This is a genomic window from Gloeocapsopsis sp. IPPAS B-1203, from assembly GCF_002749975.1.
GTDB lineage: Bacteria > Cyanobacteriota > Cyanobacteriia > Cyanobacteriales > Chroococcidiopsidaceae > Gloeocapsopsis.
This window is the reverse complement of sequence record NZ_PEIG01000001.1, coordinates 211,790-230,035: the sequence shown is the minus strand read 5'-3', so window position 1 is coordinate 230,035 and position 18,246 is coordinate 211,790. Positions and strand designations below refer to the sequence as shown.

At 41.3% G+C, this 18,246-nt stretch carries 14 protein-coding genes; 6 read left to right on the top strand and 8 right to left on the bottom strand.

Annotated features, from left to right (window positions below; all coding sequences use genetic code 11):
* Positions 1-66 precede the first annotated feature (66 nt).
* The 6 genes from CSQ79_RS01115 to purE all read right to left on the bottom strand — a co-directional run bounded on the left by CSQ79_RS01115 (position 67) and on the right by purE (position 7,596).
* Positions 67-1,026, bottom strand: a complete 960-nt coding sequence (locus CSQ79_RS01115; RefSeq protein ID WP_099699759.1) for a glycosyltransferase family 2 protein — start codon at positions 1,024-1,026, stop codon at positions 67-69.
* A gap of 116 nt (positions 1,027-1,142) precedes the next feature.
* Complete coding sequence (locus CSQ79_RS01110) at positions 1,143-2,840, bottom strand: calcium-binding protein (protein WP_099699365.1); 1,698 nt, start codon at positions 2,838-2,840, stop codon at positions 1,143-1,145.
* Between the two features lie 267 nt (positions 2,841-3,107).
* Complete coding sequence (locus tag CSQ79_RS01105; RefSeq protein WP_099699364.1) at positions 3,108-3,581, bottom strand: TspO/MBR family protein; 474 nt, start codon at positions 3,579-3,581, stop codon at positions 3,108-3,110.
* A gap of 73 nt (positions 3,582-3,654) precedes the next feature.
* Complete coding sequence (locus CSQ79_RS01100; RefSeq protein WP_099699363.1) at positions 3,655-4,851, bottom strand: 4-hydroxy-3-methylbut-2-enyl diphosphate reductase; 1,197 nt, start codon at positions 4,849-4,851, stop codon at positions 3,655-3,657.
* 186 nt (positions 4,852-5,037) lie between these two features.
* Entirely contained in the window at positions 5,038-6,663 is a 1,626-nt protein-coding gene (locus CSQ79_RS01095; RefSeq protein ID WP_099699362.1) for an ammonium transporter, read from the bottom strand.
* Between the two features lie 414 nt (positions 6,664-7,077).
* A complete protein-coding gene (purE, locus tag CSQ79_RS01090; RefSeq protein ID WP_099699361.1) occupies positions 7,078-7,596 on the bottom strand; it encodes a 5-(carboxyamino)imidazole ribonucleotide mutase in 519 nt (172 codons plus the stop codon).
* 79 nt (positions 7,597-7,675) lie between these two features.
* Between purE and nagA the strand changes: the two genes are divergently transcribed.
* The 5 genes from nagA to CSQ79_RS01065 all read left to right on the top strand — a co-directional run bounded on the left by nagA (position 7,676) and on the right by CSQ79_RS01065 (position 11,409).
* On the top strand, positions 7,676-8,863 hold the full coding sequence (gene nagA / locus CSQ79_RS01085) for an N-acetylglucosamine-6-phosphate deacetylase (protein ID WP_099699360.1): 1,188 nt from the start codon (positions 7,676-7,678) through the stop codon (positions 8,861-8,863).
* 139 nt (positions 8,864-9,002) lie between these two features.
* A complete protein-coding gene (bchM, locus tag CSQ79_RS01080) occupies positions 9,003-9,683 on the top strand; it encodes a magnesium protoporphyrin IX methyltransferase (RefSeq protein WP_099699359.1) in 681 nt (226 codons plus the stop codon).
* Between the two features lie 288 nt (positions 9,684-9,971).
* Positions 9,972-10,439 (top strand): hypothetical protein, encoded by a 468-nt coding sequence (locus tag CSQ79_RS01075; RefSeq protein ID WP_099699358.1) that lies wholly within the window; start codon positions 9,972-9,974, stop codon positions 10,437-10,439.
* 103 nt (positions 10,440-10,542) lie between these two features.
* The gene (locus CSQ79_RS01070; protein ID WP_099699357.1) at positions 10,543-10,752 is read left to right on the top strand and encodes a 2-oxoisovalerate dehydrogenase E1 subunit beta; all 210 of its coding nucleotides are present in this window, start codon (positions 10,543-10,545) and stop codon (positions 10,750-10,752) included.
* Between the two features lie 225 nt (positions 10,753-10,977).
* Complete coding sequence (locus CSQ79_RS01065) at positions 10,978-11,409, top strand: hypothetical protein (protein WP_099699356.1); 432 nt, start codon at positions 10,978-10,980, stop codon at positions 11,407-11,409.
* A 93-nt stretch (positions 11,410-11,502) separates the two neighbouring features.
* Here CSQ79_RS01065 and CSQ79_RS01060 read toward each other — a convergent pair whose 3' ends face one another.
* Together CSQ79_RS01060 and CSQ79_RS01055 are read right to left on the bottom strand one after the other, a co-directional pair.
* On the bottom strand, positions 11,503-13,797 hold the full coding sequence (locus CSQ79_RS01060; protein ID WP_099699355.1) for a response regulator: 2,295 nt from the start codon (positions 13,795-13,797) through the stop codon (positions 11,503-11,505).
* A 347-nt stretch (positions 13,798-14,144) separates the two neighbouring features.
* Positions 14,145-16,634, bottom strand: coding sequence for a CHASE3 domain-containing protein (locus CSQ79_RS01055; protein ID WP_099699354.1), 2,490 nt, complete (start codon positions 16,632-16,634; stop codon positions 14,145-14,147).
* A 350-nt stretch (positions 16,635-16,984) separates the two neighbouring features.
* Here CSQ79_RS01055 and CSQ79_RS01050 point away from each other — a divergent pair, with 350 nt between their 5' ends.
* Positions 16,985-18,199 (top strand): acetate/propionate family kinase, encoded by a 1,215-nt coding sequence (locus CSQ79_RS01050; protein WP_099699353.1) that lies wholly within the window; start codon positions 16,985-16,987, stop codon positions 18,197-18,199.
* The last annotated feature ends 47 nt before the right edge of the window (positions 18,200-18,246 follow it).

Sequence of the window (18,246 nt, the reverse complement as noted above, 5' to 3'; positions counted from 1 at the left end):
TATAGTACTAGAAAAAAGGTTTGTGCTTATACCAATTGAAAGTTGCAGCAAATCATCATTCTCCACTCACCCCTCACTCCTCTTCTCTGCATCAATCCGCCGCATCCGTAACTGAACTTCTTCTACTAGTCTGCGATTTGCTGCCATTAAGTCTGCAACTAAACCAAACATCCACAGCTGAAAACCAATCAAAATCAAGATAGCTGCAAGAATTAAACTTGGTACTCGCGTACGTGTAGAAGTTTCAAAGAAAAAGAACAGTAACCAACGAATTCCTAACAAAACTCCAACACTAGATGGCAGGCTACCCAAAATGAGGAAAAAGCGCAATGGTTGATAAATCATGAAAATCCGCAGAATAGTAAAAAGCGATCGCATAACATATCTCGGCGTACTTTTAACCAATCGTGAGGGGCGCATGACTGGGTTGGTGTGAATTGGTACTGACGCGATCGCAATGCCTTTTTGCCCTGCTTGGATAATTGTTTCTAATGTATAGGTGTAGTTATTAAATACATTAAGTTGTAAGGCAGCTTCTCGGCTAAATGCGCGAAAACCACTCGGTGCATCAGGAACTTTAGTGTTACTGGCAATTTGAACTACCCAACTACCTAATTTTTGCAACAGTTTTTTAGATAAAGAAAACTGTTTAGTTTGCCAAATTGGTCTAGCACCAACAACAATTTCTGCTTGGTGTAATAAAATTGGTTGAATTAGTCTAGGAATATCTGTAGCACAGTATTGATTATCTGCATCAGTGTTGACAATAATATCTGCCCCAGCTTTGAGACTAGTTTCCAAACCTGCCATGAAAGCTTTAGCGAGTCCCTGGTTTGTTGGAAAATGAACAATATGATCGACACCATTGGTTTTAGCTACTTCAAGAGTGCGATCGCGACTGCCATCATCAATCACTAACCACTCAATACAATCAATTCCAGGTAACTTGCGGGGTAGGGCTGCAAGCGTTATTCCTAGCGTGCGTTCCTCGTTATAACAAGGAATTTGAATAATTAATTTAACCATTGTCGATTGCATGCAGCTTTTTTTGAGTACGGGGCAAATACTGCACTTACTTGCACTCGGATGGAGCTAAATTGTATAGCAAGCTCCACCCCCTCAGTTATAGAATTAATAACAATTCAAGAAATAGTCTGTGTGATATCTGTATCGACTAAGAGTGTTGCAGCACCAGATGTATAGCGATTGTAAGCAATACCGTTCACCGTACTTGTACCACCAATAAGCCAACCTTGTCCTGTGGAAGTAACAGCATCACCTGCATTCCCTTTGACAATGAGTTGATTTGTCGTATTTGATAAATCTAATAAATCCAAGCGCGTGAGCTTCAGGCTATTATTCCCCGTACCTGTTAAATCGATAATTTCAATTCCTGTAATTCTGTCGTTGGGCAAAATCGTCAAGTCAACAAAAATACCACTCACGTCTACAGCTAAAGTATCTATCCCACCGCCTCCATCTAGGCGTTTATCGATAGCGCCAAAGGTAAGAGTATCATTGCCTGCACCACCATAAAGCTCATCAATACCCCTACCGCCGATCAATCTATCATTACCCTGTGCGCCAATGAGAATGTCATCACCATCACTACCAATCAAAGTATCATTTCCTGATAGTCCCTGGAGTGTGTCGTTACCTGCTTTCCCATCCAGGATATTATTAAGACTGTTCCCAGCGATCGCATTATTTAAACTATTACCATTGCCTATTGTTGCATCATTCAACAAAACTAGATTTTCAAAGTTATTGAGTAGCGTGTAATCGTAGGAAGCATAAACAGTATCTGTTCCCGCGTTTGCTGTTTCTCCAATACCTACGGTAAGGATAACCTCGTACGGAAATCCGTCGAAAGGATCGTAGGCTGTAACGATTTCTCGACTAACAAAATAAGCGTCGTCACCAACACCTCCTTGAAGAGAACCATACGAGTAACCGTATAGTGTATCGTTACCACTACCTCCGTACAAAACGCAATTCACATCAGAATACAAAACATCATCACCACTACCTCCATACAAAATGTCTTCATCTTGAGAGTAGTTGTAACCATTGAACAATCGACTGTAACTGTGTGCGTAGAGAGTATCGTTACCATCACCGCCATACAATATATCATCGCCAATGTAGATCGAGCCAGAGCCAAAATTGATAATATCGTTGCCAGCACCACCGCTAAGAATATTGTTGCTGAAATTACCTGTAATTGAGTTGTTCAGGTTATTTCCTATTCCCGTCGTTGCTCGCCCTTGTAGAATTAAGTTTTCTACGTTTGCACTTAATTGATAGTTGGTATACGCAAAAACAGTATCTATCCCTGCGTTGGCTGCTTCAATAATTTCGTCATCAAATTGATCGCCTACGATATATGTATCGTTGCCATCACCACCATAAAGAAAATCTGTAGCAGAATCACCAAGGTAATAGTTGTTTTCTACATAGACAGTGCCAGCGTTGAGAGTGTCATTGCCATCACCGCCATACAAAATATCGCTACCATCATCTCCACCTAAACCATCATTTCCCGCACCTCCGGATAAAACATCATTGCCATCACCTCCACTCAAAACATCATTACCTATACCTCCATCGAGGGTATCGTTACCACCTGGTAAAAAAATATCAGGGTTGTTGTTCACTCCGCCAAATAAAGTATCATTACCATGACCTCCCTCTAAGTAGTCATTACCAACTCCGCCATCGAGAAAGTCGTTACCAGCCAATCCCAAAAGTCTATCGTTACCAGCCAATCCAAAAATTGAATCTGCGAATGGAGTGCCAGTAAGTGTATCGTTACTAGGTGTACCTTTAACGGTTGCCATAAGTTGTCTGACCTAAATATTAGTAGAAATACAGTTGAATTTTGACAAAAAAATCTCTACTTTTCTAACAAAAGTTGTGGAAAAAATAGAGATAGTTGACGTTAACTTAAAAATATATTTCTCAAAGTTGTTGCTTTGAGCTTAAGTTATAAGAGACTTTTAGAATAAAAATTTTATATAAAGAAAATGATAAATTGTAAGCTAAATTAAAGATTTAGCAAAGAAGAATGACATTTAAATTAATTACGTGTATGCAGTAGAAGAATACTAAATATCAGCAGGATTAAGGTGCATCATAGCCCAAGTAGTATATGTACCGATTGGACTCCAAAGGAGATAAGGAACAAGTAATAATGCTGCCCAACCAGAAATTGGTAAGACAGTGAGTGCTAATAAAAGACCGATAATTGCACCAGTACCACCGATAATAGTTCCCACTTTGAGGCTGCGTGTTCTAAACATGACTGGAGTGTAAGCAATAGTCACTATTTCTAGTAATAAATAACACCCCATTAATAGCCAAGTAAAATTAGCACCAGGATTAGCTTCCCAAACAAGATATGCTGACCAAGCACCACAGATAAAAATAATAGTCCAAATAATGGGAATTAGTGGCTCAAACGTCAACCATCCAGGACGACGCAAGCGTTTGAACCATTGGCGATCGCCTTTCGTAAAAAAATTAGCAGCAAGCGCAACAAGAAAAGCTACAGCCCCAATTACCATCCAAGACCTAATCATATGCTGCCACTTGCTCCTCTATGCTGCATCACTATTATCTAGCGATTGTGTCACATAGAGGACAAAATCAATCTTAACTGCGTTTGATATCAAAGATATTTTGAATAATATCTGCCACAACTTTATCAGGAGTAGAGGCTCCAGAAGTCACGCCAATTGCGATCGCACCTGCTGGTAGCCAATTTTCAGTCACCGCTAAATCGCCGCTAAGTTGTCTGTGTTCTACACGATTTCCTGGACCAATGCGATCGACACTATCAATGTGATATGAAGGAATCTGGCGTTCAACGGCAATTTCTTGCAAGTGTGTCGTGTTAGAAGAGTTGAAACCACCAATTACAACCATCAAGTCTAGTTTTTCTTCTACAAGCTCAAACATGGCATCTTGACGTTCTTGAGTTGCATCACAAATGGTGTTGAAGCTTTGAAAATGGTCGTTTAACTCGATAGGACCGTATTTTTTCAACATTGTATGCTCGAAAAGTTTACCAATTTGCTCAGTTTCACTTTTCAACATGGTTGTTTGGTTAGCAATTCCAACTCGTTCTAAGTCGCGATCGGGGTCAAATCCGGCAGAACAAGCACGGCTAAATTTTGCCAAAAATTCGTTTTTATCACCGCCATTGAGAATGTAATTAGCAACATACTCAGCTTGTGCCAAGTTCAACACGATCAGGTATTTACCGGCAAAAGAACTTGTTGCCAGAGTTTCTTCGTGGTTGTATTTACCATGAATAATCGAGGTGTGTTCGCCTTTTTTGTGCTTTTCTACTGTGTTCCAAACTTTGGAAACCCAAGGGCAAGTAGTATCGACAATTGTGCAACCTTTGTCATTCAACAATTGCATTTCTTGAACACTTGCACCAAAAGCAGGGAGAATCACAACATCTCCTGATGCAACAATCGAAAAGTCTTTCTTGCCATCCTCTACAGGAATAAAGCCAACTTGCATTTCCCGCAAACGTTGATTGACTGAAGGATTGTGAATAATTTCGTTGGTAATCCAAATTCTTTCTTGCGGAAAGTGCTGGCGAGTTTCGTAAGCCATCGCGACAGCACGTTCTACACCCCAGCAAAAACCAAAGGCTTTAGCTAGATAAATTGTGACATCACCCTGTTGCAGCGTGTAGTTATTCTCGCGAATTTCTTGCACTAAATTGCTTTGATATTCAGATTGTAGCTGCGTGGCGACTTCTACTTGATGTCCAAATCCTTTGCGGTGGTAGTTTTCCGAATGTTGGAGCGATCGCTTAAAAGCTTTTGTATCCATGCAGGTGTTGCCTCTCGTTTTCTGGAGCATCTCACAGATCGATCATACAAATGCTTACACCATTTTGGATTTTAGATTTTGGGTTATTGAGTGCTAGAGTCAGCCATCTACCTGTTCAATAAAAAACCGCCGCAGTGCGACGGTTATCAACTTATGGAGAAATTACAAGTAGTACGCTAACAAACCTTAGTAAGTACTAGAAACATCGCCTGGACGTCGTGTTCCACCGTAAATACTAGGGTCAGCCATCCCACTTGCGTCTGCTTCTTTGAGGAATCCACTATAGGCTTCCATGCCATGTTCAGCAATATCCAAACCTTCAACTTCTTCTTGAGGTGTAACTCGGATACCTAAAGTCGCTTTTAGGATGTACCAAAAGATAGTTGTAATTAAAACAGTAAAACCACCAACTGAGAGAACGCCAATGATTTGTGGTAATAAACCTCCAAACCCGCCACCAAGTAACAAGCCACGGATGGGACCTGCACCTTCTTCATAGATGTTCAAAGCGCCCCCAGGACCTTCGGCAAATAGACCAACTGCAAGAGTTCCCCAAATACCGCAAACAAGGTGAACCGAGGTAGCACCCACAGGATCGTCAATGTGGATTTTGTCGAACCAAGTAACGGAGAAAACAACAATAACCCCAGCAATGAACCCAATCACAGCTGCCCAAGGCAAGCTCACAAATGCACAAGCTGCAGTGATTCCTACCAAACCTGCCAAGATACCATTAATAATCATTGATAAGTCAGGTTTACCAAGGTATACCCAAGCAACGATTGTCGCTGCAATACCGCCTGTTGAAGCTGCAATATTGGTTGTTAGAGCAATATGAGCAATGCTAGGACTAACGGCCATCGTAGAACCAGGATTAAACCCAAACCAACCTAACCACAAAATAAGACAACCCAACATGGCAATACTCATGTTGTGTCCTGGCATGGCAACTGAAACACCATCTTGGTATTTACCCAAGCGAGGACCTAAGATTGCTGCTCCCATTAACGCTGCCCAACCACCAACTGAGTGAACGACGGTTGAACCTGCAAAGTCCCAAAAGCCAGCATCAGCCAACCAACCGCCGCCCCAAATCCAGTGACCTGTAATTGGATAAGCAATTCCTACTAGTAAAAGACTAAAAATCAAAAAGTCAATAAACTTAATACGCTCAGCAACGGCTCCAGAAACAATCGTCGCAGCAGTTCCAGCGAATACCAACTGAAACAAAAACTTTGCTCCCAAAGGAACGCCTGTCCAGTTTAAAGCACTAAAAACACCTTGATAGGCATCTCCTGTTGATGGGCTATTGTCTGCGCCTGTCAAAAACCAGCCATTGGTGCCAAAGAAAGCGTTGCCATCACCGAACATCAGGGCAAAGCCGATCGCCCAGAAAGCAACTGTAGATAACGCAAAGACAATCAAGTTTTTGGCGAGAATATTGACCGCGTTTTTTTGACGACAGAAGCCAGTTTCTAGCATGCCAAAACCAGCGTTCATAAAGAATACCAAAAAAGCCGCAACACACACCCACAAAGTGTCTAAGCCTACTCTGAGATCTAGTAAGTCTTGTGTTGTGCGATCAGGACTAGCTGTAGGAGCATCTTGGGCAACAGCAGCATAACCCCAGGCTAATACAATAAAAATTGACAGCGGAATGCAGGCTCGCCAAGTAGGAGACAGCCGCTTGATTGCCTTCTGCAACTGCGTAAAAAATGTGCTTGTCCTCTCAGAGGAGCTAGCGTACCGGCTTGCATGCGGTCGCTTTCTATCATTTCTCCATTTCTTTTTGTGCTTTAGTTTTAGCTTCATTCCTTGAACCGATCCTTAACTGCGAAAACACATTGTCATTGCTTTAATGAAAGAGCTATTTATGCTTGATGCTGAGCTAGCCGTACAAACTGCAACAATAGGTGTCATCTACTAGCAGTTGAAGTACTTACATAAATGCCAATAATTCCAGAACCGATCAGGTCATGAGATGAGTTCTTATGAAGAATTATTGATAGTTTTGAGACTATGATCTTGTATTTTTTTAAGCTAGCAATCTGTATAATTAATTACAGTTGCTCGGAGTTTACTTTTGCTAGCTTGGAACAAAAACCAAAGGTTAGTAAATACCCGCCAACAGCAGAAAAGCATAAAGAAACTAGGAAAAAACAATTGTTTGTGTTCTTTATGTCAAAATTATGCAGAAAATGCATCGTTTTTGACTGATACGTTTTATTACAAATTAGATAAGTATTTTTGATAGCCTAATTCATCAAGCTGAGCTTGTTTTTCTATTACAGTTGCTTTCAAAGCAGCACGATATGCTTGCACTTGTTGGAGTAACTCAGAATTGTAGGTTGCAAGAATTTGCACTGCTAGTAACCCAGCATTCTTTGCATTGCCGATCGCAACTGTAGCAACAGGAATACCTGCAGGCATCTGCACAATCGAATAGAGCGAATCAACTCCTTGTAAATGACGGCTAGGTACGGGAACTCCGATTACAGGTAAAGGAGTTAAAGCAGCAACCATTCCTGGTAAATGCGCCGCCCCACCCGCGCCAGCAATGATGACTTTAATACCTCGCTGATGGGCAGATTTGGCATATTCTACCATGCGCTCAGGCGTACGATGTGCTGAGACGATCGCCACCTCACAATCGACGTCAAATTCGGTACAAACTGCGATCGCTTCTTTCATGGTGGGCAAATCGGAATCGCTGCCCATAATAATACCAATGAGCGGTTGAGTCATAAAAGGAGCTAGGAGCTAGCTGTAAACTGGGATTGCATTTAGGTTTAGTTATTTTCTAACAAGGGTGATGCAAGAATCAATGGCAGGTACAAAAAAGATCGCCTTGAATATTATCAATGCAAGGCTACCAGGTTATTCAAACTTGCAACAAATATGCATCGATCGCGGTAGGATAACTCAGATCTTACCGATGAGTGAAATAATCCCAGCACAGGTTTTAGACGTTGCTGGAGATTGGATTTCTTTAGGAGGCGTTGATTTACAGATCAATGGTGCGTTGGGGCTTGCTTTTCCCGAAATTGAAGCAGGGGATTTTCCCAAACTAGAAGCAATCTGCAAGTTCTTGTGGCGACAAGGAATTGATGGTTTTCTACCAACTTTAGTGACAACTTCTGTCGAGAATTTTCAGCGATCGCTTGCTATTATTGCCGAATTTATGCAAAGGCATGAACCACAACAAGCCAAAATTCTGGGAGTGCATTTAGAAGGACCATTTTTGAATTACCATAAGCGCGGTGCGCATCCAGCAGAATATTTACTACCGCTGACTCTTGAAAACATCCAGCGCGTCATTGGTGACTATACATCAATCGTTAAAGTTATCACTTTAGCGCCCGAATTAGATACCACTGGTGAAGCGATCGCTTATTTACATTCACTTGATATCACAATTAGCCTTAGTCACTCGCAAGCAACTGCAGATGAAGCCCAACGTGCATTTGACAGGGGCGCAACAATGGTAACTCATGCATTTAACGCGATGCCAGGACTTCATCATCGCGAACCAGGATTGTTAGGTGCGGCGATCGTCCATCCTGGTGTTTGGTGTGGTTTAATTGCTGATGGACAGCACGTTTGTCCTACAATGCTCAAAATTTTGCTTCAAGCAAGCGGTTACGAACAAAAAATCTTTCTAGTCAGCGATGCCTTAGCACCTTTAGGGCTACCCAATGGCACATACCCTTGGGATATACGCCAAATTACGGTTACTAATGGTACAGCAAAATTAGTTGACGGTACACTAGCAGGAACAACACTACCCTTACTTGTAGGAGTTCAAAATTTAGTACATTGGGGTATTTGTGATGTTGAAAGTGCGATCGCGCTTGCTACAACAGCACCCCGTAAAGCAATTCACCTGCCAGAATTCATTGATAGTAATGTAGCCCAACTATTACGCTGGCGATTTGATGATACAACAAGAGAACTGACTTGGCACAGATTAGAGAGTATGGGTGTGTGGGAGAGTAGGAGTGTGGCAGTGTAAGAGTGTGGGAGAGACGAAATGCTATTTTTCCCTCTTACCCGCCTACCCAACTACCCGTCTACCCTGTCCTCCTTGTGCTCTCTTCCCCCCTAACCCGTGGTAAGTTAAAGCGTTGGGAACTCATGATAAATTTGGTTTTATGAACGCAGCAGACGATAAAACAATAGTCAAAGATTACTTCAACTCTACAGGGTTTGATCGCTGGCGACGAATTTATTGCGGTGGTGAAGTCAATAAAGTACAACTTGATATCCGTAATGGACATCAACAAACCGTCGAAACAGTTCTCAACTGGCTACAAGACGATAATTTAGCCGGAATGTCAATTTGTGATGCAGGTTGTGGTGTCGGGAGTTTGAGTATTCCTTTAGCGCAAGCTGGTGCCAGAGTTTACGCAAGTGACATTTCAGAAAAGATGATAGGCGAAGCTAAACGCGCTGTAGCAGAATTAGCTGATACAAATAATCTTACCTTTGCTGTACAAGACCTGGAACACCTTAGTGGTAAATACCATACAGTAGTTTGTTTAGATGTGCTAATTCACTATCCGCAAGAGCAAGCCGCAGAGATGATTTCGCATTTGTGTTCATTAGCCGAATCGCGCTTGATTCTCAGCTTTGCCCCTAAGACTCCTGCTTTAAGTTTGCTAAAAAAGATTGGTAGTTTCTTTCCAGGACCTAGTAAAGCTACTCGTGCTTATCTACACAAAGAAGCTGATGTTGTCAAAATTCTCAATAGCCAAGGGTTGACAATTCAACGCCAAGCAATGACACGCACTCGCTTTTACTTTTCTCGGATTCTAGAAGCTGTTCGTACTTGATACTGGCTTTCTCCAGCAATTAGTGCTTTCTGATCCCAAAATAGCTGGCATGATCTCAGTGCATTTGTAAATGCAAACTTCTAGCAAGGCGCGATCGCGGCTAGGGGGTAGGAGGGCGATCGCGCAAAGCATCAGTCGTTATCTTCACGCTGGCGATCGCTTGAGGAAGTAGAAGAGCGATCATGCCTTTGATTATGATGTGAAGGATCATTTGCCGTCGTGAGCTAAGCTATTGGGCGCTGAGAAGCACTATCAACTCGGTATTACATTACTAACCTTTATCAACCAGTGATTGACAGCTTAACGCTGTCGTTACAGCAAAGAGAAGCACAACAGCTTGTAGAACCAACAGGATGGGCAAGAGTTGACCGTAATATAGATAAAATAGTACAGGCTTTAGCTAATGCAAAAAACGAAGAGGACTACCAGGCTGTAGGTCTACTTTGCCGAGAAGCAATAATATCTTTGGCACAAGCAGTATATGACCCAAACTTACACCCTTCTTTAGATGAGGTAAACCCAAGTAAAACTGACGCTAAAAGAATGCTAGAAGACTATATTGCTACCCAGCTACTAGGTGGCTCAAATGAATCACTACGCAAATACGTAAAAGACGCTTATCAGCTTACTGTAACTCTTCAACATAAACGAAACGCAAATTTCCGAGAAACTGCACTTTGTGTAGAAGCTACTCGTTCACTTGTAAATGCTATAGCAATTATTTCGGGACAAAGAGATCCATACATTGATTTTTAGAGGAGCGATCACCCATCCTCATAGCAACAACAGCACAGGCGATCGCTGATAATCGAATCAGGCAAACTTTACAATGAATTACGCGTTTTAGAAATTATCAGCAATGACTGAAATTGTGTTTTTGGTTGAAGATGATCCCGATGGTGGTTATACTGCTAGGGCATGGGGTGAGTCGATATTCACTCAGGCAGATAACTTGAAAATTCTGCGGGAGATGGTACGCGATGCAGTTCATTGCCATTTTCCTGATGAGCAAAGCCGTCCTAAAATTATCCGGTTACACATTGTCCGAGATGAAGTTATTGCCTCATGAAACTGCGAATTGCTAATGACGGCTAAATCAAGCTGACTTCAACCTTGGCGATCGCCTCATTATCGCCAAAGTGGCATCTAGCTATTTATCATCTAACAACACATTCCTAAGTTTAATTACCTGTGTGGTAATTGATTCTATTCAGAATAGTTTCAATAATTCAGAGTAAGCGGCGAACAATAACAATATCAACCGCTGTTTAAACCTTCTATCCTCAAGACAGTCATGCTTAAAAAAGTTGTAACACCATCTTTGGAAACAACCTTGAAACTTGATAGTTTCGCCTGTGTTCTTAGTGGTATCATTTTGCTATTATTAAGTGAACCGATTGCTCAACTGTTAGTGTCTAATACATTTATAATGTTTGGGCTGACATTACCTGAGCAATTGAAAATTTTGGGAATTGGGTTGCTTTTAGTAGGAATTGCCGTTTACATAGTTGCTTCCTCCCGCCCAATTAATGCGATCGCTGTATGGATGATCGTCTTAATCGAAGTTGATTGGATTATTGCCAGCGTCATTCTGTTATTTTCATTTGGCAGCGTACTGACGTTAGCAGGTAAAGACTTAATTGCATTGAGTGCGATCGCTGTCTTAGCATTCATGATTTTAGAAATTTACGGCTTAAAGCACGAATTGCAAACTTCCTCCGACTAAAGTCGGAACTACTAGAGCAAAGTATATCTTTGTACACTAAGACAAAACTTTTATTAGTAAGTCCACCTCCGTGGACTTTGTTTATTCGCATTCTTAAGCATAAGTTGCAGCAATTTGCATCGGTGTAAGTGCGGTCATTGCTGCTGAGTAAAGTGATTGTAAATCAGTACCATTTTCAGGATAACGTGCGAAGCCGATACTGAAATTCAGTTGAAATTCAGTGCCATCAGCGATAAATTCTTGATACAGCATTTCTTGTACTACACTCAATCTTGCTTTTCCATCGCTATGACTTGTACCATACATTCCTACTAGAAATTCTGCTCCTGCCCAACGGCAGATAATTGCTTCGTCATGAAAGAATTGTTGCAGAAGTTGTCCAACACGACGTAAGAGTGCATCTCCTTTAGCATAACCATGCATAAGATTGATTTGCTGTAAGGAATCTAGGCGAATCATTGCCAAAGAAAGGTATTGATTGTCTGCTTTACCTGGCTTGAGGAATGTCTCAAATTCTTGAATTGCTTTTTGGCGATTGGATACTCCTGTGAGTGGATCAATTTCTGCAAGATTACGCAACAGTTTAATTCGTTCCCAACGATTGACAATTCGAGTCACTAATTCTGGACCAACAATTGGCTTACTGACAAAATCATCTGCACCTGCACCAAACACTTGATTAACAGCATCAGTGTCGTTGTATGCTGTCAGAAATACAATTGGTAAGCTACCCCAAAGTGGATCGTTGCGTACAACTTGGCAAAGTTCAATTCCACTAATGTGGGGCATTTTGATATCTAAAATCAGTAAGTCTGGAAGGGCACTTGCTAGGGTTTCCCAAAAGTGACGCGGATCGGCTAAAGTTGTTACTTTCATGCCCCAAGGTTCGAGCAAGCTACGGACAGTAGCCAGAATTTGTGGATCGTCATCAACTACCATAACCTTGGCAACAGTACGATCGCTGCTTTGTAATATCTGAGAGACTTTAGCAATCACTTGTGCAGGTGGAGTTGACTTTTGGAAAAAATAGCGTCCTCCATACTTGGCGACTGCTAGGCGATCGCCAAAACTATCGCGTGCTGTATAAACTAAAACAGGAACTGATGGAGTTTGAGCGTGGAATTTAGTTATTAGTTGCAAACTGTCTTCGATTGTCGAGGAAATTGCAATATCAATTAACACAACTTGAGGATTTTCGCGATAAATTGCTTCGCGCGCAGTGATGATACTGTTGGCAACTGCTACACGGATTCCTTGTTGGTGTGCGGCGACCGCTAATTCTTCTGTCAGCAAGCGATCGCTGTCAATAATTAACACTAAGGCCGATGTCTCTTCTCGATGTGTTTTCACAACTTCGGTTTCAGGACGCTGTATTTCTTGTCGTAAAGCTGTTACTAGTTGACATAAGTGTCCTGCTGTTTCGTGTTCGATCGGCTGATTTCCTTGAAATATGCGTTCAATTTTTTTGGCAATACGCGAACCTTCACCCACGCCAAATGTTCCCAAAGAACCTGCTAATGTATGCGCCTCGTATTCTGCTGTTGCCCGTAGTTCATCGGTGAGTTTTTCTTGTAGTAGAGCAATAATTGCTCGTTCTATTAATGTTACCTGCTGACTAACGCGCTCTTTAAATTGATGCCACACTCCTGCGATCGCAAACAAAGTTTGTTGTTGCGTTTGCTTGCCAATTTCCGATACCGATGATATTGACGCGGCTTCAAGTGGTTTTAAGCGGTAGCCAATGCCGTAGACTGTTTCAATCAAGTCATTTGCACCTACAGCTTTTAATTTCTGTCGTAAGCCTTTTATTTGGGTTCTTACTGCTTCTTCGCCAGGAGTTTTATCAAAAGACCATAGGTGCTCTAAAATTGCACTACAGCTATATACACGACGACTATTGCGCAGAAAAAGCTCTAAAAGCGCGTACTCTTTGGGCGTTAAATGAATCAGTTGTTGATCGTATGTCACTTCACAACTACTCGGATCGAGACGCAGTTTACCCCACTCTAGTACTGGTGCTGAAATGAGATCGCCACGACGCAACAAAGCACGGACTCGCGCCACCAATTCATCGCGATCAAATGGTTTGACTAAATAATCGTCTGCACCTGCATCTAAACCAACGACGCGATCGTGACTGCTATCTTGTCCTGTAATTAACAATATCGGCATTTGATAGCCACGCGATCGTAAGCGACGACAGAGACTAATACCATCTAATTTTGGTAACTTGACATCAAGCAAAATCAAATCGTAAGCAAACACTTGTACTAACTCCCAAGCTGCTTCACCATCGTGCGCTGTTTCTACTGCATAATGTTGCTGCGTCAAAACTAAGCGCAGTGCTTCAGTAATAAATTCGTCATCCTCTACTATCAATATTTTCATAGTGGATGGTTCACGCCTGTCGTCTCTTCACACTTATACTAACTATTAAGCGGTAGCTGGGAAATGATCTTTAGGAAAATATCTATTAAATAGATGGGTAAAATTACATATTACACTTTTTATGTTGGTTAATGGTTAACAGTTGATGAGAAGTTATTAAGTGTTGAGTTAAGAAAAATCAGTTCAAAACTCATATTTTTTCATAAACCTTTAATTCATGTTCATTTCTACTGGCTTTCAAAAGCTATTATTCTTATATTTTCATGAGTAATTCTACTCCCTTTTAAACTATTACCTGCGGCGATCGCTTTCTCTTTTCTCTTACTATTTCTAGGTTTTTTTAAATTCTACTCTATTGCACTATGGAGAGTTTCTATTAACTCTTTTGCTGTACAAGGTTTTGGTAAGAAAGCTTGTACACCTGAGCCTGTTGTTGCCGCAATTTTTTCATTTGAACTAAGTCCACTAATAGCAATAATTTTTACTAAAGGATTCATCTTCTGCAATGTCATAATTGTAATCGCGCCATCCATAGAAGGCATCATCATGTCAAGTAAAACAGCAGAAATCTCATCTTGGCGATCAGCATATATTGCTAACGCTTCAACTCCATTGCTAGCAGTTAAAACACGATAATTGTATGTTTCTAAAGAGAGTTTGGTAACTTCCCGAATTCCTGTTTCGTCATCCACAACCAAAATTAATTCACCATTGCCTGAAAGAATTTCTCCTTCCTGAGTTGTTTGTGTTTCGGTTCCTTCTGTTGCTGGTAGGTACACAGTAAATTGTGTGCCATTACTTACTTCACTGTAAACATTGACAAAACCACCATGATTTTTGACAATTCCAATCGCTGTGGCAAGACCTAATCCAGTACCTTTACCGACTTCTTTAGTTGTAAAAAATGGTTCAAAGATCCGCTCTATAATTTCTGGTGGAATGCCAACGCCAGTATCAGTAACTGTAATTGCGACATACGACCCAACTGTTGCTTCCAGATTCATCTGGGCGTACTGTTCATCAATAAGAACATTTGTTGCTTGAATACTTAAAATACCTCCATTAGGCATTGCATCGCGGGCATTAACGACTAAGTTCATCAACACTTGATGAAGCTGCGTAGCATCACCAAAAATTGCCCATAAATTAGGAGAGATATCTGTAAAGAGTTCAATTGATTTAGGAAAAGTTTCTTGAATAAGATGAGTAATTTCTGATATTAAGTGTCTGACTTGTAAGGTAACGCGATCGCCTTCAAAACCACGCGCAAAAGATAGCACTTGTTTGACTAACGCTGCGCCTCGTTTGACATTACTTTCTAACGAATTGAGCAAGTTTTGGCTTTGAGAATCGCTGAATTTCATTTGCAAAAGTTGTACTGACATTAAAATCGGTGTCAAGACATTGTTGAGATCGTGGGCGATTCCACCTGCTAAGGTTCCAATACTTTCCATTCGTTGCACGCGTAAAAGTTGTGCCTCTAGCTTTTTTTTCTCAGTGATTTCTGTATTAACAACTAAAATTGATTTAGGGTTTCCTTGTACATCGCGGACTAATGTCCAACGGCTTGCTACAATAATTTGTTTGCCATTTTTATCTATTTGCCACAACTCACCTTGCCACTCACCATAAGCGATCAAGTTTTCTTGCGAAACTGAAATTTCTACTACTGGTTGTGCGTGCAAAAGTTCATAAACATTTCTCCCCAAAGCTTCTTGAGTTAGCCAACCATACAAACGTTCTGCACCTTTATTCCAGAATGAAATTCGGTTGTCTAAATCTTGTACAAAAATTGCATCGGTAGCAATATCGAGTAATGCTGCTTGTTCGCGAATTGTTTGTTCTGCGGCATAGCGATCGCTAATATCGGCAATGACTGCCATAATGCCATTAATCTGATCGGTAGCATCGCGCAGTGGTGCAGTAGAAAGCGAAATCGCGATCGCTTGACCATCTTTTTTATAACAGCTTAGTTCAATATCATGAATTGCCTCACCTTGTAATATGCGCTGGCGAAGTTGTTGATTGTCGAGAAGTGGCAAGTACTGGTTAATAATCTCGCGATTGTTCCAGCCAATAATTCTTTCAGCCGCAGGATTCCATAAACTCACGTTGCCACTTGGTGTCAGTGCCACAATTCCGAGTGGTGATGATTGAATCAGTGTTTCTAACGTTTGGTTAGCTTCTCGCAGCGAATCTTCTGCTTGTTGGCGTTGTTTGGTGTAGCGATGAATCAAGTAATACAACAGCATCAGCAGCCCGATGTTCAGTAAGGTAGCAATTGAGGATGTTACTGTCTCATCACGAAAGCCGATGTCTGATTGTCGAGCGCGTTGTTGTAACCTTAAACGCTCGTTTTTTTCTATTTCGCCGATAATTTGGCGAATATCGTTCATTAACTGCCTTCCTTGACCAGATAGCACCATGTTTCTTGCGGCATCAAAGTCATTCTTTTGCTCTAAGTCAATTGTGCGTTCTAGTTCTGCAAGTTTGGCAGCTATTTTTTGTTCTAGCAGCGCAATTTCTTGTTGAGAGTTATCTGCTGTTAATTGCTTGAGTTTAGCAATTTGTGCCCGTGTTTGAGTTCTTGCCAACACATAGGGTGCTAAATATTGAGTGTCTCCTGTAAGTAAGTAGCCTCGTTGTCCTGTTTCTGCATCTCTAAGTTTTGAAAGTGTTGTTTCTAGTTCTGCTAAAACTTGATGACTGTGGGCGATCGCTTGTTCGTTAGCAATCAGTTTTTGTGTACTGCGATAAGAAATTGCTGCATTGCCTAATGCAAATGCTAAGACAACGAAAAATCCTGCTGTCAGTCTTTTGGGAACAGATCGTAGCATCAGCGCGATCGCCCCTTCTATCGTATTGGACAGACTAAAGCTATTTTACACGCTCTATCAGTGGTGTACTTTATTTTTCTGTCAATTGACAGTAGCATAAACACCTGCTGTATTACTCAACTCTAACTTTCAGATAAGAAAGTATTTATCTCGGCTTAACTTCAACTAAATGCAAATTAGTCTGATTTTATCTTGAGCTTGAGTATTTTTGCGTTAAACTTTTCAAACAATTGTTATGACTATTCATAATCGTTCGTTAGCTAAGCAAGAAACATTTGTGTACTATTAACAACACATCTTCAAGCTTCTCAATCGCTACAGTAGTCATGTAAGAAAAAAAGGCTGTTTCTATGAAAATCCTTGTACTGAACGCAGGATCTAGTAGCCAAAAAAATTGCTTGTATGAACTCAGTGACACTTTACCCAATTCACCTCTACATCCTCTGTGGGAAGCTAAAGTAGACTGGAGTCGGCATCATGGAGTAGCTGCAATCAAAATTAATGCTCAAGGTGCAGTTTTAGAAACCGAACTCGAAACCAACTCGCGCCCTGATGTTATTTCTTACTTATTAGATACTTTGGTGAGCGGTAAAACACAGGCAATTGAAAATCTTGCTGAGATTGATATTGCAGGTCATCGTGTCGTACATGGCGGTCAAGATTACCGCGAAGCAACGTTGATTACTCCAGAAGTTAAAGATACCATTTTACTGTTATCTGATTTTGCTCCCTTACACAATCCAGCAAATCTTGAGGGCATTGAAGCGATTGAACAACTGCTACCATCTCTACCACAAGTTGCAGTGTTTGATACTGCTTTTCATAGTCGAATACCACTAAGCGCAGCACTTTATCCAGGACCTTACGAATGGTTTGAGCAAGGGATTCGTCGCTATGGTTTCCACGGTATTAGTCACCAGTATTGTGCGCATCGGGCTGCAACGCTGTTAAATTGCGAATTACACTCTTTACGTCTTGTTATTTGTCATTTGGGCAATGGCTGTTCTTTATCAGCAATTCGTGGTGGAGTGAGTATTGACACAACAATGGGCTTTACTCCGCTAGAAGGGTTAATGATGGGGAGTCGCTGTGGTTCGATTGATCCAGGAATTTTGATTTACCTGCTGCGCGATCGCGAACTTGATGCAGATAAATTAGATGAAATTTTAAATTACGCTTCTGGTTTAAAAGGAATTTCTGGTATATCTCAAGATATGCGCCAAATTCAAAGTGCGATCGCATCAAGTAACTTTCGCGCCCAACTCGCGTTTGATATGTATGTGCATTCATTACGCAAACACATTGGTGCAATGCTAGCAACTCTGGGGGGTTTGGATGCATTAGTCTTTACGGGGGGTGTCGGTGAAAATCAAGCCCAAGTTCGTGCTTTAGCGTGTGAATCGTTTGCTTTTCTCGGTTTACAGCTCGATTTAGACAAAAATGCTGATTCTCCAGGCGATACCGATATTGCTACTGCCGATTCTCAAGTGCGTGTTTTAATTATCAATACTCAAGAAGATTGGGCGATCGCCACCGAATGCTGGAAATTAGCTCAAAATCAATAAAAGTTTGTCAACTTGTGAAGGCAGATTCTATCTGTACATCTGCAATT